The 22,000-nt window shown below is 46.1% G+C and carries 22 protein-coding genes; all 22 read left to right on the forward strand.

Going from position 1 to position 22,000, the window contains the following annotated elements; translation table 11 throughout:
• The first annotated feature begins 728 nt into the window (after nt 1-728).
• The 22 genes from rpmB to megL all read left to right on the forward strand — a co-directional run bounded on the left by rpmB (nt 729) and on the right by megL (nt 21,988).
• The gene (gene rpmB / locus A3GI_RS0103265) at nt 729-968 is read left to right on the forward strand and encodes a 50S ribosomal protein L28 (RefSeq protein WP_025004804.1); all 240 of its coding nucleotides are present in this window, start codon (nt 729-731) and stop codon (nt 966-968) included.
• 20 nt (nt 969-988) lie between these two features.
• Nucleotides 989-1,177 carry a 50S ribosomal protein L33 gene (rpmG, locus tag A3GI_RS0103270; RefSeq protein ID WP_018360044.1) on the forward strand — a complete coding sequence of 63 codons (189 nt, stop codon included), beginning with the start codon at nt 989-991 and terminating at the stop codon, nt 1,175-1,177.
• Nucleotides 1,178-1,198: 21 nt separating this feature from the next.
• Nucleotides 1,199-1,348: a DUF4295 domain-containing protein gene (locus A3GI_RS11355; protein WP_018360045.1), complete on the forward strand. Its 150-nt coding sequence runs from the start codon at nt 1,199-1,201 to the stop codon at nt 1,346-1,348.
• Between the two features lie 247 nt (nt 1,349-1,595).
• Nucleotides 1,596-3,320, forward strand: coding sequence for a phospholipase D-like domain-containing protein (locus A3GI_RS0103280; RefSeq protein WP_018360046.1), 1,725 nt, complete (start codon nt 1,596-1,598; stop codon nt 3,318-3,320).
• A 163-nt stretch (nt 3,321-3,483) separates the two neighbouring features.
• A complete protein-coding gene (ahpC, locus tag A3GI_RS0103285) occupies nt 3,484-4,053 on the forward strand; it encodes an alkyl hydroperoxide reductase subunit C (protein WP_025079514.1) in 570 nt (189 codons plus the stop codon).
• A 69-nt stretch (nt 4,054-4,122) separates the two neighbouring features.
• On the forward strand, nt 4,123-5,673 hold the full coding sequence (gene ahpF, locus A3GI_RS0103290) for an alkyl hydroperoxide reductase subunit F (RefSeq protein WP_025079515.1): 1,551 nt from the start codon (nt 4,123-4,125) through the stop codon (nt 5,671-5,673).
• A 512-nt stretch (nt 5,674-6,185) separates the two neighbouring features.
• Nucleotides 6,186-6,830 carry a CoA transferase subunit A gene (locus A3GI_RS0103295; RefSeq protein ID WP_025079516.1) on the forward strand — a complete coding sequence of 215 codons (645 nt, stop codon included), beginning with the start codon at nt 6,186-6,188 and terminating at the stop codon, nt 6,828-6,830.
• Nucleotides 6,831-6,853: 23 nt separating this feature from the next.
• Nucleotides 6,854-7,240, forward strand: a complete 387-nt coding sequence (gene kal, locus A3GI_RS0103300) for a 3-aminobutyryl-CoA ammonia lyase (protein WP_018360050.1) — start codon at nt 6,854-6,856, stop codon at nt 7,238-7,240.
• A 21-nt stretch (nt 7,241-7,261) separates the two neighbouring features.
• Nucleotides 7,262-8,083: a 3-keto-5-aminohexanoate cleavage enzyme gene (kce, locus tag A3GI_RS0103305; protein WP_018360051.1), complete on the forward strand. Its 822-nt coding sequence runs from the start codon at nt 7,262-7,264 to the stop codon at nt 8,081-8,083.
• Between the two features lie 34 nt (nt 8,084-8,117).
• Nucleotides 8,118-9,161 (forward strand): L-erythro-3,5-diaminohexanoate dehydrogenase, encoded by a 1,044-nt coding sequence (kdd, locus tag A3GI_RS0103310; RefSeq protein ID WP_018360052.1) that lies wholly within the window; start codon nt 8,118-8,120, stop codon nt 9,159-9,161.
• 111 nt (nt 9,162-9,272) lie between these two features.
• A complete protein-coding gene (gene kamA, locus A3GI_RS0103315; protein WP_018360053.1) occupies nt 9,273-10,520 on the forward strand; it encodes a lysine 2,3-aminomutase in 1,248 nt (415 codons plus the stop codon).
• The gene (gene kamB, locus A3GI_RS0103320) at nt 10,517-11,617 is read left to right on the forward strand and encodes a lysine 5,6-aminomutase reactivase subunit KamB (RefSeq protein WP_018360054.1); all 1,101 of its coding nucleotides are present in this window, start codon (nt 10,517-10,519) and stop codon (nt 11,615-11,617) included. The genes kamA and kamB overlap by 4 nt, the downstream gene beginning before the upstream one ends.
• Entirely contained in the window at nt 11,598-12,989 is a 1,392-nt protein-coding gene (gene kamC, locus A3GI_RS0103325) for a lysine 5,6-aminomutase reactivase ATPase KamC (RefSeq protein ID WP_018360055.1), read from the forward strand. Before kamB ends, kamC begins: the two co-directional genes overlap by 20 nt.
• Entirely contained in the window at nt 12,986-14,557 is a 1,572-nt protein-coding gene (gene kamD, locus A3GI_RS0103330) for a lysine 5,6-aminomutase subunit alpha (protein WP_018360056.1), read from the forward strand. The genes kamC and kamD overlap by 4 nt, the downstream gene beginning before the upstream one ends.
• The gene (gene kamE, locus A3GI_RS0103335) at nt 14,554-15,342 is read left to right on the forward strand and encodes a lysine 5,6-aminomutase subunit beta (protein ID WP_018360057.1); all 789 of its coding nucleotides are present in this window, start codon (nt 14,554-14,556) and stop codon (nt 15,340-15,342) included. Before kamD ends, kamE begins: the two co-directional genes overlap by 4 nt.
• 29 nt (nt 15,343-15,371) lie before the next feature.
• The gene (locus A3GI_RS0103340) at nt 15,372-16,034 is read left to right on the forward strand and encodes a 3-oxoacid CoA-transferase subunit B (RefSeq protein ID WP_018360058.1); all 663 of its coding nucleotides are present in this window, start codon (nt 15,372-15,374) and stop codon (nt 16,032-16,034) included.
• 31 nt (nt 16,035-16,065) lie between these two features.
• A complete protein-coding gene (locus A3GI_RS0103345; RefSeq protein ID WP_018360059.1) occupies nt 16,066-17,205 on the forward strand; it encodes an acyl-CoA dehydrogenase in 1,140 nt (379 codons plus the stop codon).
• A 16-nt stretch (nt 17,206-17,221) separates the two neighbouring features.
• Nucleotides 17,222-18,007 carry an electron transfer flavoprotein subunit beta/FixA family protein gene (locus tag A3GI_RS0103350; RefSeq protein WP_018360060.1) on the forward strand — a complete coding sequence of 262 codons (786 nt, stop codon included), beginning with the start codon at nt 17,222-17,224 and terminating at the stop codon, nt 18,005-18,007.
• A gap of 1 nt (nt 18,008) precedes the next feature.
• Nucleotides 18,009-19,022 carry an electron transfer flavoprotein subunit alpha/FixB family protein gene (locus A3GI_RS0103355; protein ID WP_018360061.1) on the forward strand — a complete coding sequence of 338 codons (1,014 nt, stop codon included), beginning with the start codon at nt 18,009-18,011 and terminating at the stop codon, nt 19,020-19,022.
• Between the two features lie 3 nt (nt 19,023-19,025).
• Nucleotides 19,026-19,808, forward strand: coding sequence for an enoyl-CoA hydratase-related protein (locus tag A3GI_RS0103360; RefSeq protein WP_018360062.1), 783 nt, complete (start codon nt 19,026-19,028; stop codon nt 19,806-19,808).
• Between the two features lie 32 nt (nt 19,809-19,840).
• On the forward strand, nt 19,841-20,686 hold the full coding sequence (locus A3GI_RS0103365) for a 3-hydroxybutyryl-CoA dehydrogenase (protein ID WP_018360063.1): 846 nt from the start codon (nt 19,841-19,843) through the stop codon (nt 20,684-20,686).
• A 105-nt stretch (nt 20,687-20,791) separates the two neighbouring features.
• A complete protein-coding gene (megL, locus tag A3GI_RS0103370; protein WP_025079518.1) occupies nt 20,792-21,988 on the forward strand; it encodes a methionine gamma-lyase in 1,197 nt (398 codons plus the stop codon).
• Nucleotides 21,989-22,000: the final 12 nt, after the last annotated feature.

Raw genomic sequence — 22,000 nt, forward strand, 5'->3', positions numbered from 1 at the left:
AAATGTAAAGGAGAGGACTGATCTTCTGATTTATATTACAGTTCGGAGCCAATAATTATTTTACAAAAAGGATTGAATGAATTTGGATCTTTTTCACAGATCATATTAGCATTGTAAGCGGCTTTTTAAGGTTACGTTATAGTCTGTGGAATGAAATGCTCCGCAATCTGTAAGATATCACGATATTCACATTGTTTACAGACCTCAATGTCCGCTGTATAAATCCTGTAGTTTGCCATCATTGTACAATTTAATTTTGGAATTCGGAGAAATCATACATTGAGTTGGGAATATGATAGTACTCATGGTAGTGAGTATCCATAAAAAAGAATGATGAATCTTCTTTGTATGGACAATACTAATATAATAATATAATCGGATTTTTCTATTTTCATGGTAAGATTCGGTATCAATTGTTTTGCTTGCGAATAATATTTAGATGGATTTGCTTCAGGATAGATATTTTTTCAATTTTCGTATGCTCAAGTTTTCTCAATATATTTATTATGAAAATGAAGTCATCTTATGTTGAATCTACGCTTCTTTGATGAATGGTTTTGTGTTGAAAAAGAGTATTTTTGCAGGAGAAAAAGGATGGGTAACTTGCACAAGAACAAAAATTTCGTTTACTTTGCACCCTGATTGCGTGCGTGCCGAATGATGCTAATGGTGTCGTGCCGTCAATACATTACTCTATTTCGAAAAAGAATAATAAAAACGATAAAGAAATGTCTAAGATCTGTCAGATTACCGGCAAAAGGCCTATGGTCGGCAACAACGTTTCGCACTCTAAAAGACACACGAAACGCAAGTTCGACGTAAACCTTTTTACGAAAAAATTTTATTGGCCGGAACAGGACTGCTGGATCGAGCTGAAGCTCTCGGCCGCAGGTCTGCGCGTGATTAACAAAATCGGCCTTGACGCTGCCATCAAGCGTGCCGCTGAAAAAGGCTACTTAAACGCTTAAAAGAACGGAGGACTTAAAGAATGGCAAAGAAAGCAAAAGGCAATAGAGTGCAAGTGATCCTCGAATGCACTGAGCACAAAGAAAGTGGTATGCCCGGCACAAGCCGTTATATAACCACCAAAAACAGAAAGAATACACCCGAGCGTATGGAGTTGAAAAAATATAACCCCATCCTGAAACGCATGACGGTGCACAAAGAAATCAAGTAATTGGGTAGGAGACGATAAAAAATGGCAAAGAAATCAGTAGCAACCTTTAAAACAGGTGACGGACGTACCTACACTAAGGTTATCAAGATGGTTAAGTCGCCTAAAACAGGTGCATATACCTTCCAGGAAGAGATGATTCCTAACGATGCCGTTAAGGAATACTTCAAGTAGTCGGAGCATTTTATCGAAGGATAGACAAAAAGAGAAGTATGCTTTTTCGTAGCATACTTTTGTCGACTTCGTAATCGAATATTTATGCAGTCTCGAAGGCCGGTGGCTTTCGAGACTTTTTGTTTAATTCCTGAAGTCTTGTTATCTTGTAATTCAGCAATGTTGTTAAACTCTGTTTTTAGTTTTTTGCAGTCTATTTATTGCATCTTTCGGTTCGGATTTTCTAATTCAAATAACAGACATTCTTATGGGTGAAGTTACAAATGACTATATACTCTATGGGCAGAATGAGAAAGCGTTATTCTCTTTAAAAGTGTATCGAGGCGAGGGTATGGTTCTGCTTGCCATGAATTGGAAGAACGGAGAACCACCAAGGGATTTTGTGGGATTTTCCATCGAATACAAAGAACCCGGCGGAGACCGTTATTATACTTTGAAAAACAGACTTTCTTTTTTGAATAAAGACGGCTCTGTCTGTATGGAAAGTAAATCGTCTCTTCTTTCTCCTTTTCAAATGTTTCGTTGGGTGCATTTCCCGCGTAATGCTGCGATGAAAGGCTTTTTTGCTTATAAGGTGAAGCCCGTATTTATGAATTACTTCGAGGAGTTGAGCTATGGGGATCCTCAGGAGGTGGAAATAGAGTTATGGCATGAGACTTATAAGGATGCTTTGGACGTTGCATTTACTCGCGGATTCGTATCATCGCAGGCTTTTGTTGATAAGTATGCCGTGCATGGAGGTATCGATACTCTGCTTCCTGCCAATTCAAAAGAGGGGCTGCGTTATATACCCACACACCCGAAAGCTGAGAAGGCCCTTCAATGGATGGGCTTCGATGCCGTAAAAGTCATACTCGATGTCCTGGATGAGGCAATAGCCGATCAGGAGGCAGAAGTAAAAGTTGTCGCCTATGATCTGAATCATCCTTTGATTGTGGAGAAATTGGAGAAATTGAAAGATCGCCTGAGCATCATTATAGACGACAGTGCCGAGCATGCCGAGGAGGATTCTGCCGAAACTCATGCAGCCGAGCGACTCATACGGTCTGCCGGAGGTAAGGTAAAACGCCAGCATATGGGGCAGCTGCAGCATAATAAGACTATTGTTGTCGATGGCCCCAAAATAAAAGCGGCGGTATGCGGGTCTACCAATTTTACATGGAGAGGTTTTTATGTGCAGTCCAATAATGTGGTTGTTGTCCGTGGAGAAAAAGCCATCCGGCCTTTCTTGCTTTCTTTCGATAATTATTGGAACTCCACTGCCAATGCTTTTGGCAAAACAGATTCTGCCTGCTGGACTGATCTAAACGTACCGGGAGTAGATGCCAAAGTTTCTTTTTCACCGCATAGTAAGCAAAATGCCTTGTTGGATGTCATAACGGCCGATATTGCTCAGACCGGTTCGAGTCTTTTCTATTCATTGGCATTTTTGTCGATGACTTCGGGTGCTCTGAGAACAGAGATTGTGAAGATGCTGGAAAACGATCAAATCTTCGTGTATGGTATCTCGGATAAAAGAATGGGAGGATTGAATTTGCAGAAACCCAACGGTAGCCTGGCTCCGGTGTATCCCGAGATTATCAGTCAGAAGTTGCCCGAGCCGTTCAAATCGGAACCTACGGGAGGCTTCGGCACGCGCATGCACCATAAATTTTTGGTGATAGATTTCGATAAACCTACGGCTCGTGTTTATTTGGGTTCGTATAATTTTTCTACGACGGCAGACCGCAAGAACGGCGAGAACTTATTGCTTATCAAAGATCGCAAGGTTGCTGTCTCTTATATGATCGAAGCTCTCCGTATTTTCGACCATTATCATTTCAGGGTTAATCTCAAAAAAGCACAGGAGACGGACGCTGTTATGTGTCTTTCCAAAGCACCGAAGAATAAAAGCGAAGAACCCTGGTGGAAAAAGTTTTATACCGATCCGAAGAAGATTAAAGACCGGGAGTTGTTTAGCGGCGTTTCGTAACAGGCCTTTGGGGGTTGTCGTTCGATATTGTCTATTATGCGATAGACTTTGTTTGTTGGGGCATGTAAAGGTTTGTCATACTTTTACAAACAGAAAATCAATTGCAGATCGATTGAAAAGCTATTTCTGTTATTTCATACTAAACAATAATACAATATATCCTATGACACCAATGATCAATTCTCAAATGCCTGAATTCAAGTTGCAGGCATACCGTAAAAGCGAAGGTTTTGTAACTATCGGCAATGAAGACCTTAAAGGCAAGTGGGCTGTGCTCTTCTTTTACCCTGCCGACTTTACATTTGTTTGCCCCACGGAGTTGGCAGACATGGCAGATAATTATGAAGAGTTCCAGAAGTTGGGGGTAGAAGTGCTTTCTGTTTCTACAGACACTCATTTCGTACACAAGGCTTGGGCCGATGCTTCTGAAACGATCGCTAAAATCGAATACCCCATGCTGGCAGACCCCGTGGGTAACCTGTGCCGTAATCTGGGCGTAATGATCGAAGAAGAAGGCGTGGCTTACCGCGGTACTTTCCTTTTCAATCCGGAAGGTCAGTTGAAGATTGTGGAGATTCACGACAATGGTATCGGGCGTGATGCACAGGAGTTGCTCCGTAAGGTTAAGGCTGCTCAGTTTGTGCACAATAATCCCGGAGCCGTATGTCCTGCCAAGTGGAAAGAAGGTGAAGCAGTCTTGAAACCCAGTATCGATTTGGTTGGTAAAATTTGATTGCAGACAACTATTGAACTTATAACAACAGAGCCGGTGATGAGCCGGCTCTATTAAATTAAAGAGACTATGTTAGACCAATCAATGCTTGACAGCATCAGAGGCATCTTTGCTTCCCTGAAAGCGCATTATACCCTGTCTGCTTCCGTTCGTGACGACAGTCACGGAAAACAATTGGAAGAGATGTGCCGTGAGGTCGCTTCCGTTTCCGAACAAATAGATTATACGGTCGAACAGGCCGATTTCATTGCTCTATCTCTGCTTAAAGAAGGCAAACCTACGGGTATCGTGTTCAGAGGGATACCGGGCGGACATGAATTTACAAGCCTGCTGCTGGCCGTTTTGAATGCCGATGGGCAGGGCAAGAATTTACCCGATGGATTGTTGCAGCAACGTATCGCTTCCCTTAAAACACCGATAAAATTGACTACCTATGCTTCTCTGAGCTGTACCAACTGTCCTGAAGTAGTGCAGAGTCTCAATCTGATGGCTTTGTATAACCCTGGTATAGAACATGAAATGGTAGATGGTGCTATTTATAAAGATGAGGTGGAGGCTTTGGGCATCAATGCCGTACCTGCGGTGTATGCCAATGGAGAACCGCTTCATGTGGGGCAGAGCAATTTGGGAAATCTGCTGATCAAATTGGAAGAGAAAATGGGTGTAACAGAGCAAGCTGCCGTGACCTCCGAACCTCAAATTTTCGACTTGATTGTGGTCGGCGGCGGGCCGGCCGGTTCTGCATCCGCTATCTATTCGGCTCGCAAGGGGCTGCGTGTGGCTCTCGTAGCCGAGCGTGTCGGCGGGCAGGTAAACGAAACCACGGGTATAGAGAACATCCCTTCGGTGAATTATACCACCGGTATGCAGCTTGCAGCCGACTTGCGCAAACATGTGGAAGACTATTCCATAACTCTGTTCGATGGTCGGCGGATAGATGAAATTTCAGCTTTGGACGATCATCTCTATCAGGTGAAAACAATCATGGGGGAGCAACTTCGTGCCATGCAGGTTATCTTGGCTACAGGCGCTCGGTGGCGAAGGCTGGATGTCCCGGGCGAGGAGCAGTATATCGGACGTGGTGTGGCTTTCTGTCCTCACTGTGACGGCCCGTTCTTTAAGGGAAAATCGGTGGCTGTTGTGGGTGGAGGAAACTCCGGTGTGGAGGCTGCCATAGATTTGGCCGGTATCTGTTCCAAGGTCACCGTGCTGGAGTTTATGCCGGAACTCAAGGCCGATAAAGTACTTCGTGAGAAGCTCCGCAGTCTGCCTAATGTGGAAGTTCATACCAATGTGGCAACTCAGGAGGTCCTCGGTGATGGGCAGAAGGTAAATGGCGTGCGCATAAAAGATCGTACGACCGGTGAAGTACATGAATTAGCTCTTGACGGAGTATTTGTACAGATCGGTTTGGCTGCCAATACAAGTGTCTTCGATGGCTTGGTGGAGCGCAACCGTGTAGGAGAGATTATCGTAGATGAGCGTTGCCGCACCAGTCGTTTGGGGCTTTATGCTGCCGGAGACTGTACAACCGTTCCATACAAGCAGATCGTGATAGCCATGGGCGAAGGAGCCAAAGCGGCTCTTACCGCTTTTGACGATCGTATCCGCCAGGCATAATTCAAAAAAACATTTTAATCGCACGACATAAAGGCTGTTCTGTAATGAAGCAGAGTAGCCTTTTATATTTTATTCCCGCTCCGATAACGAAACATAATGTCTTTAATTTGAACATATATGCCGAAGAGCCAATCTGTAAGGAAGATTAAAGCAAAGATGCTTCTTTCCGGAGTGTTACGCCAGGTTGCATATTATCCCGGTTTTCCTCCCATGTCGAAGCGTTAAAGGAATTAAGGAATTTTGTGTGGAATTAAAAGTATTTCTTAACTTTGGGGCGTCTTGCCATGGGATAAGAAAAAGGCATATTGTCTTGCTTCTGTACCCGTACTCCTGTTTTTAATGAAAAGCACAGACGGAGCGGATATGGAAGCCTTTGTTTTGTGGCATTTGGGGAAGTGTCTTTGGGCTTTAATAAATCGCTATACAGCTAAAATATTGTGATAGAAGTTCGAAAATAGAGACACTTGAACACAGGAGAAGGCAAAGTAATATTGATACATAATTTTTATACCATGGACAAATTGATAACAGCAAAAGAGGCCGCCTCTAAACTGAAAGACGGTATGACTGTGATGATTGGCGGATTCCTGGCCAATGGAACACCTGAACGTATTGTAGATGAGTTGGTTAAGTCTGGAGTAAAAGATCTGACTTTGATCGTTAATGATACCTCTTATACGGACCGCGGCAATGGCCGGTTGGTGGATAATAAACAGATAAAGAAAGTTATCGTATCTCACATTGGAACCAACCCCCGTACGGCGGAATTGATGAACAGCGGTGAAATGGAAGTAGAATTTTGTCCTCAGGGCAGCCTGGCCGAGCGTATTCGCTGTGGCGGCGTGGGCTTGGGCGGAGCACTGACTAAAACCGGCATGGGTACTATCGTGGCAGAAGGAAAGCAAATTGTTGTCATAGACGGTGAAGAGTGGTTGCTGGAGAAACCGCTGCATGCCGATGTAGCATACATCAAAGCCAACAAAGGCGATAAAATGGGTAACCTTGTTTACTGGGGAACTACACAAAATTTTAACCCTTTGATGGCCATGGCTGCCGATTGTGTGATTGCCGAAGTGGATGAATTGGTGGAAGAAGGAGAAATTCTGCCGCATGAAGTACATACCCCTTCTTTGTTTGTAGACTATATTGTAAAATAACCTTTTAATATCTCTTGATTATTATGGAAAAAACGATGATCAGATTGCGTATGAGCTCGCAGGACGCCCACTATGGCGGAAACCTGGTGGATGGAGCGCATATGTTGGTGCTGTTTGGCGATGTGGCAACGGAACTGTTGATTATGCACGATGGAGACGAAGGTCTCTTTGTGGCTTATGACAACGTCGAATTTCTTGCCCCTGTGTATGCCGGCGACTATATCGAGGCCTTGGGTGAAATCACACACGTTGGAAACTCTTCCAGAAAGATGACTTTTGAAGCCCGGAAAGTAGTTGTCGCCCGTCCCGATATCTCTGCTTCTGCTGCCGATGTGCTGGAGGAGCCGGTCGTGGTTTGCCGTGCCAGCGGTACCTGTGTAGTTACTAAAGATTGTCAGAGAAAGAAATAATTAAGAGTTTAACAACAAGCTATGGAAAAATTAATAATTACGGCTGCTATATGTGGAGCAGAGGTAATGAAAGAACAAAATCCTGCCGTTCCTTATACAGTAGAAGAAATCGTTAGAGAAGCAAAGTCTGCCTATGATGCAGGTGCTGCCGTGGTGCACGTGCATGTACGTGAAGACGACGGCACGCCCACTCAGAGCCGTGAACGCTTCAAAGTTTGTTTGGATGCCATTAGGAAAGAGTGTCCTGACGTAATCCTCATCCCTTCCACCGGAGGTGCCGTGGGTATGACGGCCGAAGAAAGACTTCAGCCGACAGAGCTCTACCCCGAAATGGCCACGTTGGATTGCGGTACATGCAACTTCGGCGATGAAGTGTTTGAAAACACGATGCCCATGATGCGTGCATTTGGTAAAAGAATGATTGAAAACAATATCAAACCCGAATACGAGTGCTTTGAGATGGGACACCTGGATACCATCGTGCGTATGGCTGCCAAAGGTGAGGTTCCCGGAGCTCCCATGCAGTTCAATTTCGTGCTGGGCGTACCGGGGTGTACGCCTGCCACTGTGGAAAACCTCGTATGGATGGTGAAAAATATACCTGCAGGTTCTACCTGGACGGCTACCGGTATCGGGCGCAATGCTTTTACGCTTGCCGCTCCCGCCATTGTGATGGGCGGACACGTTCGTGTGGGTTTTGAAGATAACCTTTATATCTCCAAAGGCGTTTTGGCCAAATCCAATGGAGAGCTTGTGGAAAAAGTGGTCCGTCTGGCCAAAGAACTCGGTCGTGAAATCGCTACGCCCGAAGAAGCTCGCAGAATTTTAGGCCTTAAAAAATAATTCTAATCATATAATACTATAAATCATTTTACAAATGCAAAAGAAAGGAAATAAATACGGAACACACCGTGTATTGGACCCTCTGGGCGTATTGCCGCAACCTGCAAATAAAATCGATAATAACATGGATGAGATCTACGACAATGAGATACTCATCGATGTGCAAACTCTAAATATAGACTCTGCCAGTTTTACTCAAATACACGAACAAGCCGGCGGCGATAAGGAAAAAATTGCCGAAATCATGCTGTCTATTGTTGAGAAGCAAGGTAAACACCGTAATCCCGTGACGGGTTCCGGCGGTATGTTGCTGGGTACGGTGGAAAAAATCGGTGATGCCCTGAAAGGTAAAATCGATTTGAAAGAAGGGGATAAGATTGCCACTCTCGTTTCTCTTTCATTAACTCCGCTTCGCATCGATAAGATTAAGGAAATCCGTGCCGATGTAGATCAGGTAGATATCGACGGGAAAGCCATCCTGTTCGAAAGCGGTATCTATGCAAAGATCCCTTCAGACCTGCCCGAAAAATTGGCGCTCTCTGCTTTGGACGTAGCCGGCGCGCCTGCTCAAACAGCCAAATTGGTGAAACCGGGCGATACGGTATTGATTATCGGAGCCGGAGGCAAGAGCGGTATGCTTTGCTGCTACGAGGCAAAGAAGCGCGCCGGTGTAACCGGTAAGGTAATCGGTCTCTGCCACTCTCAACGCAGTACCGATCGTTTGAAAAACCTCGGTTTTTGCGACTATGTTTTCTCTGCAGATGCCACACAGCCCGTACCTGTTATGGAGGAAATTTCCAAATTGACTAATGGCGAGATGTGCGATGTAACCATCAATAACGTAAATATTACGGATACGGAGATGACCAGTATTCTGTGTACGAAGAACGATGGTGTTGTTTACTTTTTCTCTATGGCCACGAGCTTTACCAAAGCAGCTTTGGGTGCCGAAGGTGTGGGTAGCGATGTTACGATGATTGTAGGTAACGGATATACCAAAGGACATGCCGAAATCACGTTGCAAGAATTGCGTGAGTCAGAAGCTCTCCGTAAAGTCTTTACAGAACTTTACGCATAACCGTATTTCTCTGTAAGGAGTGTCTTGTCTTCTGTTGAGAGACTCCTTGCGGTGTTATATGGAATCGAAGCTTAGGTAGAAAACTGTTTAACAACGACACACTGAAAGCAAATGTTTGAGAGTAAAAGAAAGCTTTATTTTCCGAATGTTTCGGATGAAGATTGGAATAACTGGCAATGGCAGGTACGCAATCGTATCGAAACTTTGGACGAGCTGAAGAAATATGTAAAGTTAACGCCTGAAGAAGAGAAAGGCGTACGTGAGTCTCTGAAGACTTTGCGTATGGCCATCACTCCGTATTACCTCAGTCTGATAGATCCGGACGATCCTAACGACCCCGTACGCAAGCAGTCTGTTCCCACTGCCGATGAACTGGTGATTTCCGATGCCGATCAATTAGACCCTCTTAGTGAAGATGAAGATTCGCCTGTTCCGGGGTTGACGCACCGTTATCCCGATCGTGTGCTTTTCCTCATCACCGATATGTGCTCCATGTATTGCCGCCATTGTACGCGCCGCCGTTTTGCCGGGCAAAAAGACTCGTCTTCTCCTCGTGAAAGGATTGATGGAGCGATCGATTATATAGCCCGTACACCGCAGGTTCGCGACGTGTTGTTATCCGGGGGCGATGCCCTTCTGGTATCGGATAGCACGCTGGAGTATATCTTTAAGCGTCTGCGCGAAATTCCTCATGTGGAGATTATACGTATCGGAAGCCGTACGCCGGTTGTTTTGCCACAGCGTATTACGCCGGAATTGGTGGAGATGATGAAGAAATACCACCCCGTTTGGTTGAATACTCACTTCAATCACCCTAATGAAATTACGGCGGAGTCCAAACAGGCTTGCGAAAGACTGGCTAATGCCGGCGTTCCTTTGGGCAACCAGTCAGTATTGTTGCGTGGTATCAATGACTGTACTTATGTGATGAAAACCCTGGTACACGAACTCGTTAAGATACGTGTACGTCCTTATTACATTTATGTTTGCGACCTGTCCCGCGGTATCGGTCACTTCCGTACGCCGGTTTCCAAGGGTATCGAGATTATTGAAAACCTTCGCGGACATACTTCGGGATATGCTGTGCCTACATTCGTGGTCGATGCTCCGGGTGGCGGCGGAAAGATACCTGTAATGCCGAACTATGTGGTTTCACAGGCTCCTCATCGAGTGGTTCTGAGAAACTATGAAGGCGTTCTTACTACATATACCGAGCCTGAGGAGTATCATGAAGAATGTCACTGCCCCGAGTGTGAACGCCAAAAGAAAGAAGGCGTTGCTGCATTGCTCGGTGGTCAGCAGCTGGCTATCGAACCGAAACATCTGGCTCGCAAGGAACGTAACAAACACAATAATTGATAATTGAGCAGGGCTGCCGGAAAGCTGCTTTTGGGCACCCCTGCTCTTTTACGAAAAATTTGCGTACCATGCCTTTCATTCCGGAATTGCTTAAGTTGAAAACAGTATCCATTGTGGGTACGGCTAAGAATACGGGAAAGACGGAGACGCTGAATTATATCATAGCCCGTTTGGGAGAACACGTGGGGCACGTTTGCCTAACCTCCATCGGTGTAGATGGTGAGAAAACCGACCGCGTGACTCAAACGGAAAAACCGGAAGTGATGATTCCTGAAGGGATGAAGTTCGTTACTTCCGAAACACATTACCGGCAAAAGCGTTTGCCGGCGGAGATACTGGATGTCAGTACCGAACGTACGGCCTTGGGGCGGCTTATCGTTTCCCGATCTCATGGAAACGGTAAAGTGCTGCTTTCCGGACCTTCAACCACCGGAGGTTTGCAGAAGATGATAGCCGATATGCCCCGGTATGGAGTGGAGCTGACCATCGTTGACGGAGCTTTATCGCGGCTTTGCCCTGCTTCTCCCTCGGTTACGGAGGGAATGGTGCTGGCCACGGGTGCCGCTTATTCGGCAAATATGCCCGAACTGATAAGGCGTACGCAGTATCTGCATGATTTGATAAAAATGCCTGAGATCGAAGACCGCAGTCTGGCCGCTATGCTGTCTGACGTGGAGCAGGGGATGCGTGTGTTAGCTTCGGGCGGAAAAGTGGAAGACCCCGGTTTTATGTCGGCATTGTCGGCATCCGCCTGGAAGGATACGAAATGGCTTAAAGGCGTGGAGCGTTTGTATGTATCCGGCGTTATCAGCGATAATCTGCTGGAGCGACTGCGTGTAATGCCGGATTTTAAGAGCCTGATAGTAAGAGATTTTACACGTGTCTTTGCTGACTACAAGGTTTTCAGGCGTTTTATCGACTCGGGGCATCAGGTGATGTCTTTGTATAATACCAAACTGGTTGCCATTACCATAAACCCAATGGCGCCATCGGGATACAGGCTGGACTCCGATATCCTGCGCGACAGGCTTCAGGAGAGTTTGCAAATTCCGGTGTATGATGTGAGAAAACTGCAAGATGCATCTTTTAAGAAATGAAATAGGACGTATCGACGGGCTGCGATATGTGGTGGATCAGATGGATTTTTGTTCGTCTGTGGGCAGGCGCGCTTTGCTGGATACGCCTTGGATGGTCGAGAAGGGCCGGATAGAAGATGCACTGTCGAGTGTAGAACTGTATATTTCCTACCTCTCCGACAGCAATAAGCAGCGGGCAATGTCCGAACTGGCCATCGCTCTTTCTTATTTGAAGGATGTCAATGGCTCCATAATGCGGTTGAATGCGTCCGGAAAAGGTTTGACGGATATAGATCTTTTTGAGTTGAAAGGTCTTGCTTTGATCAATGAACGAGTCTCTGCCCTAAGATCCGGTTATGCTCTGGATCTCCCGGAGTTGCCGGATTTGTCCGCCATGCTGGATTTGTTGGATCCGGATGGTGCTCGTGTCTCTTCATTTTATGTGGCAGACAGCTATGATCCTCTGTTGGCGGGTTTGAGGAAACAGTTCAGAGAAGCGGAGTCTGACGACGAAAGGGAAAAACTGGCCATTGCTTGCAATGAGCGCGAAGATTTTATCCGTATCAGACTGGGTGGTGAGATTTATCCCTATAAAGACAGATTGTTATGCTCGCTGGAGATATTAGCCGCTAATGACTTTAATTTGGCTAAAGCGAGATTGGCTGTGAGCAGAAGGTGGAAAAGGCCGTCCGTAGCGGACTGTGGTAAAACCATCCTGCGGCGGATGCAAAACCCCGAGCTTGCCTCTTTATTACAGGAAAAAGGAGAACGTTTTCAACCGGTTTCCATTGATCTTGAGGCAGAACCGACCGTTATTACAGGGGCGAATATGTCCGGAAAGAGTGTTTTGCTAAAGACCATCGTTTTGATGCAGACACTCACGCAATTCGGTTTTTATTTGCCGGTCGATGATGCTCAAATCGTACCGGTGGATGAAATAATCGTTTCTATTGGCGACTCGCAGGATATTTATTCCGGGCTTTCGAGCTACGGAGCAGAAATGAAGTGTTTGGATTATTTGATAAAAACGGTTAAGAACGGCGCGAATGTATTGGCTGTAATCGATGAACCGGCGCGTACTACCAATCCGACTGAAGGGTTGTGCATTGTTAACGGACTGATAACCATTTTGGCAAAATATAATGTGCGTGCCGTTATCAGTACCCATTACAGCGGTATCGTATGCAAGGGAGCCAGATGGCGGGTAAAGGGTTTTATGGAAGACCGTGTGTCTTATCCGCTGGAGGTTAATAATTTGAATAAGTGTATAGATTATACCCTTGAAAAGGATACGGACTGTCAGGTTCCGCATGAGGCAATTCGTATAGCAGAGATTATGGGCATCGAGCCGGAGTTAATAGAAAATTGTAAGTATTTTTTGAATAAAGGATGAATAAAAGCAAAGTAGGTATCGACTTTACAAAAGTCGATTACGCACGGCATGCCGCAAAGGAGATTGCTGATGAAGTACAGGAGTTCGTCAAGCAATATACCACTGTGGCTGTGGAACGAACCTTGTGCCGTTTGATCGGTATCGACGGTGTGGATGCCAATGGGGTGCCACTGCCGAATATTGTAGTAGATTCGTTAAAGGAAAAACAGGTATTGCAGGATGGTGTACTTTTCTACCTGGCCAATGCCATGGCTGAAACGGGTATGGATCCGCAACAGGTGGCTGAGGATGTGGAAGCCGGAAAGATAGATCTGACTCGCATGAAGCCGCTACCCAAAGAGCGGGTTGCCGAAGTGATGGCGAAGCCCATTGCCGAAGGTATGAGAAGAATTGCAGCCAAGCGTGCCCGCCGTGAAGAATATTTGCGTACGATAGGCGAGGGAGAGAGACCTTACTTGTACGTTATCGTGGCTACCGGTAATATCTATGAAGACGTGGTGCAGGCTCAGGCTGCTGCCCGTCAGGGAGCCGATATCGTTGCCGTAATCCGGACCACGGGACAGAGTCTGCTCGACTATGTTCCTTTTGGAGCTACCACAGAAGGCTTCGGAGGTACGTTTGCCACACAGGAAAACTTCCGCATCATGCGTAAGGCGCTTGATGAGGTGGGTGAGGAAGTAGGCCGTTATATCAGACTTTGTAATTATTGTTCCGGATTGTGTATGCCCGAGATCGCCGTTATGGGTGCTCTGGAAGGGTTGGATGTGATGTTGAACGATGCTCTGTATGGCATTTTGTTCCGCGACATCAATATGCAGCGTACACTGGTAGACCAGTATATGAGCCGTGTGATTAACGGCTTTGCAGGCGTTATTATCAATACAGGTGAAGATAACTATCTGACTACGGCCGATGCTGTGGAAGAAGCTCACACGGTATTGGCTTCGGATTTGATTAACGAACAACTGGCTTTGCAGGCCGGACTGCCGCAGGAGCAAATGGGACTGGGGCATGCCTTTGAAATGGATCCGATGATCAAAGACGGTTTCCTTTACGAACTGGCTCAGGCTCAAATGACCCGGGAGATATTTCCGAATGCACCGCTGAAATACATGCCTCCTACGAAATTTATGACCGGAAACATCTTCAGGGGGCATCTCCAGGATGCTCTGTTCAATATGATCGGCATCTGGACACATCAGGGATTGCAATTGCTCGGTATGCCCACCGAAGCTATTCATACCCCTTTTATGAGCGACCGCTTCCTGTCTATAGAGAATGCAAAATATATCTTCAACAATATGCATTCTATCGGCGATGAGATGGAGTTCAAGAAAGACGGTATTATTCAGACCCGTGCGAAAGAGGTGCTCGACAAAACAATCGCTTTATTGGACGAACTTCGTACCGAGGGGTTGTTTACAGCGCTGGAGAAAGGTATCTTTGCAGGAGTTAAACGTCCGAAAGATGGAGGAAAAGGTTTGGCCGGAGTTTCACCGATCAGCGAAAATTACTATAACCCGGTACCTGAGTTGATGAAATCATTTAATATGGGAGGAATATTATGAGCGGCGGACTTTACTCGATGGAAGATAAGGACTTCGATCGCACGTTAGACCTAACGAAGATCAAGCCCTACGGAGATACGATGAATGACGGTAAAGTACAATTGAGTTTTACTTTACCTGTGCCTGCCGGAGATGAAGCCGTGGAGGCAGCGAAGCTGCTGATAAAAGAGATGGGGATGCAAAATCCTCAGGTGGTTTTTTACAGGGAACTGACCGAAGGGTTTACTTTTTTCAACTGTTACGGCAGTTGCACGAAGACTGTGGATTACTCTAATATCTATGTGCCCAAAGTGGAAACAACCAAATGGGATATGGATGAGACCAACGAGTTTATCAAGGAACATATCGGTCGTAAAATCATCGTTGTGGGAGCCAGTACGGGTACTGACGCTCATACTGTGGGCATCGATGCCGTGATGAATATGAAAGGCTTTGCCGGTCACTACGGTATAGAACGCTATGAGATGTTTGAGGCTTATAATCTGGGAAGCCAGGTACCCAACGAAGAATTTATCGCCAGAGCCATCGAACTTAATGCCGATGCTCTGCTGGTTTCACAGACGGTTACGCAAAAGGATATTCACATCAAGAACCTGACCGAACTGGTCGAGCTCCTGGAAGCGGAAGGGTTGCGCGATAAAGTAATCCTTTGTTGCGGCGGTCCCCGTATTACGCATGAGTTGGCCAAGGAGTTAGGCTATGATGCCGGGTTCGGGGCGAATACGTTTGCCGATGATGTGACATCATTTGTAGCTCAAACGTTGGATAAAAAAATAAACGGATAAAATATAAATAATATAAAACCACTATTGCCATGGACAAGAATGAAATCAGAGAGACCATCGCCAAGCGCGTGGCCTTTGAATTGAAAGATGGTGACGTCGTAAATTTGGGCATCGGTTTGCCTACGATGGTTCCTAATTATCTGAGTGAGGGTGTAAGAGTATTACTTCAGTCCGAGAACGGAATGATCGGTATGGGACCCGCACCTAAAGAGGGAGAAGAAGATGCCAACTGGGTGAATGCCGGCGGAGGTTCGATCTCTGCTATTCCCGGTGCTGCTACGTTTGACAGTGCCACCTCTTTCGGCATCATTCGTGGAGGACACGTTGATGTCAGTGTGCTTGGCGCCTTGGAAGTAGATGAGAATGGCGACCTGGCTAACTGGATTATACCCGGAAAGAAAGCCCCCGGTATGGGTGGAGCCATGGATTTGCTGATCGGTACGCGTCTCGTTATTTTAGCAATGGAGCACACGGCTAAAGGAAGTCCCAAAATCTTGAAAAAATGTCATTTACCTTTAACTGCGCAAGGTCAGGTCGATTTGATCATCACCGAAATGTGTGTTATAGAGGTTCGTAAAGGGAAAGGACTTTATGTGACCGAAATAAATCCGGCTTTCAGTAAAGAGGATATTATCGCCGCTACTGAAGCTGAGTTGCACTTTGTTGAGGATCTAAAACCTATGCGTCAATAATTAATATTTATTTTAATATCCAATCTAAATTATGGACTTTTCACAAACCCCTCAGGAGAAACTCTTCTTGGAGATGATTCGTGCGTTTGCAGAAAAAGAGGTAAAACCTTTGGCTGCCGAAATCGACGAACAGGAACGTTTCCCGATTGAAACAGTAGAAAAGATGGGTAAAATTGGTATTATGGGTATACCCATCCCCAAGGAATATGGTGGTGCCGGAGGTACCAACCAGATTTACAGTATGGCTGTTGAAGAACTGAGCCGTGTGTGTGCTACTACCGGTGTGGTCGTTTCTGCCCATACCTCTCTTTGCTGTGCTCCTATTCTTGAATTCGGTACAGAAGAACAAAAGCAAAAATATTTACCGAAACTTGCTACCGGCGAGTGGATCGGTGCTTTCGGTTTGACCGAACCTAATGCCGGAACCGATGCTTCTTCTCAGCAAACGTTTGCCGTAGAAGAGGGTGATCATTGGGTGCTGAACGGTAACAAGATTTTTATTACCAACGCAGAATATGCGCATGTATACATCATCTTTGCCATGACTGATAAGAGCCAGGGTAACAAAGGCATTTCCGCTTTTATCGTGGAGAAAGATATGCCGGGCTTCAGCGTGGGTAAAAAAGAGTTGAAGATGGGTATCAGAGGTTCTGCTACCTGTGAGTTGATTATGGAAAACTGCATTGTGCCGAAAGAAAATCTTTTGGGTAAGTTGGGGCAGGGCTTCAAAGTGGCCATGAAGACGCTGGACGGCGGCCGTGTAGGTATTGCTTCTCAGGCGTTGGGTATTGCCAGAGGAGCAATGGACGAAACGGTGAAATATACCAAAGAGCGTAAGCAATTTGGCCGTAGTATTTCCAAATTCCAGAATACGCAGTTCCAGCTGGCCGATTTGCAAACCCGTATAGATTGCGCTTCTCTGCTCGTTAGAAAAGCATCCTGGCTGAAAGATATGAAGATGCCTTACAGTGTTGAAGCCGCAGAAGCCAAACTGTTCTGTGCGGAAACAGCCATGGAAGTGACCACAAAAGCCGTACAATTCCATGGTGGTTATGGCTATACCCGCGAATATCCGGTGGAACGTATGATGCGCGATGCAAAGATTACCGAGATTTATGAAGGTACCAGCGAAGTACAACGCATGGTTATTGCTGCTAACTTATTAAAGTAAAAGGAGGACATATCACATGAAAATAGTTGTTTGCATTAAGCAAGTTCCCGATACGACGGAGATTAAATTGGACCCTGTAAAGGGTACCCTGATTCGTGATGGTGTGCCCAGTATCATGAACCCGGACGATAAGGGCGCTTTGGAGCAGGCTCTCCGTTTTAAGGACAAGTTCGGAGCCGAAGTAACGGTTATTACCATGGGACCGCCCCAGGCGGAAGCTATCTTGAGAGAGGCTTATGCAATGGGTGTGGACCGTGCCATTTTGGTGAGCGACCGCAGATTCGGCGGTGCGGATACCATTGCTACCAGTTATACTATTTCTCAGGCTATTAAAGCTTTGGATTTCGACCTTATTTTAGCCGGTCGTCAAGCCATTGACGGCGATACGGCTCAGGTGGGGCCTCAAATTGCCGAACAACTCGATCTTCCTCAGATTACCTATGTGGAGAATGCCGAGTTCGATGGTATGAAAACTTTCACCGTGCGTAAGAATACGGAAGAAGGCCATGAGATTTTGGAAGTAGATATGCCGTGTATGCTTACGGTGCTGGCTTCTGCTTACGAGCCTCGCTATATGTCTATTGAGGGTATTATGACCTGTTTTGATAAGGAAGTGACTACATGGACGGCCGATAGCTTCCCCGTAGACTTCGACAAACTTGGTCTTAAGGGATCTCCTACCAGTGTGAAAAAATCGTTTACAAAGGGCGCAAAAGCTATGGGTAAACTTCATGACGAGATAACCCCGGAAGAAGCTGCCGAGATCATTTTCAACAAACTCAAAGAAAAATTCATCATCTGATATGGACAAATCATTATTTAAGGGAATCTTCGTGTTTGCAGAGCAACGCGAAGGTGTTATTCAGAATGTTGCTTTCGAATTGATCGGAAAAGCCCGTGAATTGGCAGACAGTATAAATGAGCAGGTTACAGCGATAGTTTTGGGCTATCAGATCGATGGTTTGGAAAAAGAGTTGATTGCAGCCGGTGCAGATCGAGTTTTGGTTGTGGATCATTCTTATCTGAAGGATTATCTGACAGACCCTTATTCAGAGGCATTGGAGCAGGTTATCAATAGATATAAACCTGAAATCGTGTTACTCGGAGCTACGACCATCGGCCGTGATTTGGGACCGCGTATTTCTTCGCGTCTCAATACCGGTTTGACGGCAGACTGTACGGCTTTGGAAATTGATGATGAGCGTAATTTGCTGATGACTCGTCCTGCTTTCGGAGGTAACCTGATGGCAACGATTATCTGTAAAGATCACAGACCTCAGATGTCTACCGTTCGTCCCGGTGTGATGCGCCGAATCAAATCCGATGCAGCTCGCAAAGGAACGGTAGAGAAAGTCGAAGTAACATTCGATGAGCAAAAATGCAAGAGGGTTCGTCTGGTCAAGAAACAACGTGAGGAGAAGAACCTTGTGGATATTACCGAAGCTCACGTATTGGTATCCGGGGGGCGCGGTGTCGGCACCAAGGACGGTTTCTCCAAACTGAGAGACTTGGCCGAAACGATGAGTGCGGAGGTTTCCTCTTCCCGTGCCATGGTAGACGCCGGAATGATCGGCCATGAGCGTCAGGTAGGCCAGACGGGAAAAACCGTTCGTCCCGATATTTATTTCGCAATAGGTATTTCCGGGGCTATCCAACACCTGGCCGGTATGGAAGAAAGCGACTATATCATTGCCATCAACAAGGATAAATATGCTCCTATCTTCCAGGTCGCAGATTTAGGAGTTGTCGGTGATTTGCACAAGATCGTGCCTATTCTGGCTAATAAAATCAAAGCTGCACGTCAGGCAAACAAGTAAGTCGTGGAGAAAAACTCTTATAAATATATTCGTATCAGTCGTGAGGAGCCGGGCATCGGCATCCTCACCATTGATCGCGAGGAGGCCTTAAACGCTCTTTCTTCCGAATTGCTGGGGGAGTTGTTATGTGCTCTTTATGGCTTGCAGGCAGATAAGGCTCTTCGTGTTCTCATTATTACCGGAGCCGGTCGCTCTTTTGTGGCCGGAGCGGATATAGCCGAGATGTCTGCCATGACAGCTACAGAGGGGAAAGCCTTTGGCCGTCGTGGTGCAGAGGTCTTTCGTTTCATAGAGCAGATGACCGTGCCGGTGATTGCCGCAGTTAACGGCTTTGCTTTGGGTGGCGGATGTGAACTGGCCATGGCCTGCGATATTCGCATTGCATCGGAGAAAGCCAAATTCGGTCAACCGGAAGTGGGCTTGGGCATTATACCGGGGTTTTCGGGCACGCAGCGTATGCCCAGACTCATCGGTGAAGGTATGGCGAAAGAACTGATTTACTCGGCCCGTATTGTAAAAGCCGATGAGGCTTTGACTATCGGTTTGGTAAACAGGGTAGTGCCTGCCGAAGAATTGATGGAGCAGACCCTCCTTTTAGCCCGTCAAATAGCCGGACAGTCTCCTGTGGCAGTCTGTTTTGCGAAAGAAGCTGTTAACAATGGTATGCAAACCGATATCGACACAGCGATTGCTTATGAAAATAATTTGTTCGGTTTATGCTTTGCATCCGAGGAACAGAAAGAGGGTATGGATGCTTTCTTGAATAAACGTAAACCTGATTTCTAATTCGTACCTAATCACATTTAATACATAATACAATGAAAATAGCAGTAATAGGAAATGGTGCCATGGGAAGCGGTATCGTTCAATGTATCGCTCAGCATGATATGGATGTAATTATGAAAGGTCGCAGCGAAGAATCGCTGGGGCGTGCCATGTCCAGGATCGAGAAAGGTATGAACCGTTTGGTGGAAAAAGGCAAAATATCTGCGGATGTTTGTGCTGCTACTTTGGCTCATATTAAAACAACTACCGCTTTTGACGATGTGCGTGATGCAGATATCGTAATCGAAGCCATTGCCGAAGATATGGATGTGAAGAAGAAGGCTCTGCAAGAACTCGACGGTCTGTGCAAGCCTGAAGCCATTTTGGCCACCAACAGCTCGTCTTTGAGTATTACCGAACTTGCTGCTGTTACCAACCGCCCCGAAAAAGTGATTGGTATGCACTTCTTCAATCCTGTACCCGTAATGAAGCTGGTGGAGGTAATCAGCGGGCAAAAAACAGCCCCGGAGGTACAAACCGCAGTATTGAATATGTGCGATAAACTGGGCAAAGTTGCCGTTAAAGTGGATGAAGCTCCCGGATTTGTTGTTAATCGTATTCTCATTCCGATGATTAACGAAGCTGTGGGTGCTCTTGCCGATGGTGTGGCTTCTGCCGAGGAAATCGATACGGCTATGAAGCTGGGTGCCAATCATCCGATGGGACCTCTGGAGTTAGGCGACTTTATCGGTCTCGATGTATGTCTGGCGATTATGGAAGTCCTTTTTAACGAATACGGAGATCCTAAATATCGTCCTCATCCGTTGTTGCGTAAAAAAGTGCGTGCCGGACAATTAGGAAAGAAATCCGGTATCGGTTTCTTTGATTATAGCAAATAGAGTTCTGTTCAAGAGATAAAGTGGAATATTTATGTGTGAAACCAATAAGCTCAGGTGCATTTTTATAAATGTGCCTGAGCTTATTTTCTAAATATTGTAGCAACGATGAATAAAGATCAAATGAAAAAGAGCGGTTTTGCCACACGTGCAATTCATGCCGGTTCCCAAAAGAATGAGTTCGGCACGTTGGCTCAACCTATCTATCAGACCTCTACATTCGTATTTGAAAATGCAGAGCAAGGCGGTCGGCGTTTTGCCTTGGAAGAAGAGGGCTATATCTATACCCGTCTGGGCAATCCCACCTGTACGGTGGTAGAAAAAAAGATGGCAAATCTTGAAGGAGCCGAAGCCTGTGTCAGTGCAGCCAGCGGTATCGGAGCCATTTCATCGGCCATTTGGGTGTGTGTACAGGCCGGAGACCATATCGTAGCCGGCAAAACGCTGTACGGGTGCACCTTTGCCTTTCTCAATCACGGCCTTTCCCGGTATGGTGTAGAGGTTTCGTTTGTCGATACGCGTGATCCGGAAAATGTGCGTAAAGCTATGCGACCGAATACGAAACTCGTTTATATTGAAACCCCTGCTAATCCCAATATGTATATAACGGACATTAAGGCCGTTTGCGATATCGCTCATAAGCAGGAGGGTGTAAAAGTAATGGTAGATAATACATACTGCTCGCCTTATCTATGCCGTCCTCTGGAGTTCGGTGCAGATATTGTTGTGCATTCGGCAACCAAATATTTGAATGGCCATGGCGATGTGATTGCCGGATTTGTGGCAGGAACCAAAGAATATATCGATCAGGTTCGTTTGCTTGGTATTAAAGACCTTACCGGTGCTTCGATGAGTCCGTTCGATGCTTATCTGATTAACCGGGGTATGAAGACCCTCCATATCCGTATGGATCGCCATTGTGAAAATGCTCTGAAAGTTGCAGAATTTTTGCAAACACATCCGGCTATTGAAAAAATCATGTACCCCGGCTTACCCTCATTCCCCCAGTATGAGCTGGCTAAAAAACAGATGGATAAACCCGGAGCGATGATTGCTTTTGAGTTGAAAGGCGGTAGGGAGGCCGGTATCAAACTGATGAACAGCGTCCATTTGTGTGCTTTGGCTGTGAGTCTTGGAGACACGGAAACGCTTATTCAGCATCCGGCCAGTATGACACACTCACCGTATACTCCCGAGGAGAGAGCTGCAAGCGATATTTCCGAAGGTTTGGTTCGTCTGTCTGTGGGCCTGGAAAATGCAGAAGATATTATTGCAGATCTGAAGCAGGCTTTGGATCAACTTTGATATTCGAACTAT

Source organism: Porphyromonas macacae DSM 20710 = JCM 13914, from assembly GCF_000379945.1.
GTDB lineage: Bacteria > Bacteroidota > Bacteroidia > Bacteroidales > Porphyromonadaceae > Porphyromonas > Porphyromonas macacae.

Coding starts and splice junctions, on each gene's coding strand:
- megL (WP_025079518.1), top strand. CDS start 20,792: ATGAATAAAGATCAAATGAAAAAGAGCGGTTTTGCCACACGTGCAATT.
- kamE (WP_018360057.1), top strand. CDS start 14,554: ATGAGCGGCGGACTTTACTCGATGGAAGATAAGGACTTCGATCGCACG.
- A3GI_RS0103350 (WP_018360060.1), top strand. CDS start 17,222: ATGAAAATAGTTGTTTGCATTAAGCAAGTTCCCGATACGACGGAGATT.
- A3GI_RS0103340 (WP_018360058.1), top strand. CDS start 15,372: ATGGACAAGAATGAAATCAGAGAGACCATCGCCAAGCGCGTGGCCTTT.
- A3GI_RS0103295 (WP_025079516.1), top strand. CDS start 6,186: ATGGACAAATTGATAACAGCAAAAGAGGCCGCCTCTAAACTGAAAGAC.
- kce (WP_018360051.1), top strand. CDS start 7,262: ATGGAAAAATTAATAATTACGGCTGCTATATGTGGAGCAGAGGTAATG.
- A3GI_RS11355 (WP_018360045.1), top strand. CDS start 1,199: ATGGCAAAGAAATCAGTAGCAACCTTTAAAACAGGTGACGGACGTACC.
- kamD (WP_018360056.1), top strand. CDS start 12,986: ATGAATAAAAGCAAAGTAGGTATCGACTTTACAAAAGTCGATTACGCA.
- A3GI_RS0103355 (WP_018360061.1), top strand. CDS start 18,009: ATGGACAAATCATTATTTAAGGGAATCTTCGTGTTTGCAGAGCAACGC.
- kamC (WP_018360055.1), top strand. CDS start 11,598: ATGCATCTTTTAAGAAATGAAATAGGACGTATCGACGGGCTGCGATAT.
- kamA (WP_018360053.1), top strand. CDS start 9,273: ATGTTTGAGAGTAAAAGAAAGCTTTATTTTCCGAATGTTTCGGATGAA.
- ahpC (WP_025079514.1), top strand. CDS start 3,484: ATGACACCAATGATCAATTCTCAAATGCCTGAATTCAAGTTGCAGGCA.
- rpmB (WP_025004804.1), top strand. CDS start 729: ATGTCTAAGATCTGTCAGATTACCGGCAAAAGGCCTATGGTCGGCAAC.
- A3GI_RS0103345 (WP_018360059.1), top strand. CDS start 16,066: ATGGACTTTTCACAAACCCCTCAGGAGAAACTCTTCTTGGAGATGATT.
- rpmG (WP_018360044.1), top strand. CDS start 989: ATGGCAAAGAAAGCAAAAGGCAATAGAGTGCAAGTGATCCTCGAATGC.
- A3GI_RS0103280 (WP_018360046.1), top strand. CDS start 1,596: ATGGGTGAAGTTACAAATGACTATATACTCTATGGGCAGAATGAGAAA.
- A3GI_RS0103365 (WP_018360063.1), top strand. CDS start 19,841: ATGAAAATAGCAGTAATAGGAAATGGTGCCATGGGAAGCGGTATCGTT.
- kdd (WP_018360052.1), top strand. CDS start 8,118: ATGCAAAAGAAAGGAAATAAATACGGAACACACCGTGTATTGGACCCT.
- ahpF (WP_025079515.1), top strand. CDS start 4,123: ATGTTAGACCAATCAATGCTTGACAGCATCAGAGGCATCTTTGCTTCC.
- kal (WP_018360050.1), top strand. CDS start 6,854: ATGGAAAAAACGATGATCAGATTGCGTATGAGCTCGCAGGACGCCCAC.